Here is a 244-nt window from a genome sequence, read left to right on the forward strand (position 1 = left end):
CCCGACACCGACCCCTTGTGGGAGCGAGCCTGCTCGCGAAGGGGCCACTCTGAACCTTTCACTAATGCCGCCGCCCGCGCCCGCAATATCTCCGCTGCACTCCATCCCGCATCGCCATTGCGCGCGCGCTCCACCAGTGCCTCATCGACAAAACGCTCATCCAGCGTAACCATCACTTCCCGGATCAAACCGCTGCTCTGCGTCGATATCGGCGCGGCATTATCCGGATCGATCACCTGCGCGT

1 protein-coding gene is annotated in these 244 nt (G+C 63.1%); it reads right to left on the reverse strand.

Going from position 1 to position 244, the window contains the following annotated elements:
• Positions 1 to 244, reverse strand: a 244-nt coding sequence (locus AAEY83_RS17825) for a hypothetical protein (protein WP_351061345.1), incomplete at both ends; no start/stop codon positions are given.

Origin of the sequence: Psychrobacter sp. TB20-MNA-CIBAN-0197, assembly GCF_040309765.1 — a bacterium.
In the GTDB taxonomy this organism is placed as follows: domain Bacteria; phylum Pseudomonadota; class Gammaproteobacteria; order Pseudomonadales; family Moraxellaceae; genus Psychrobacter; species Psychrobacter submarinus.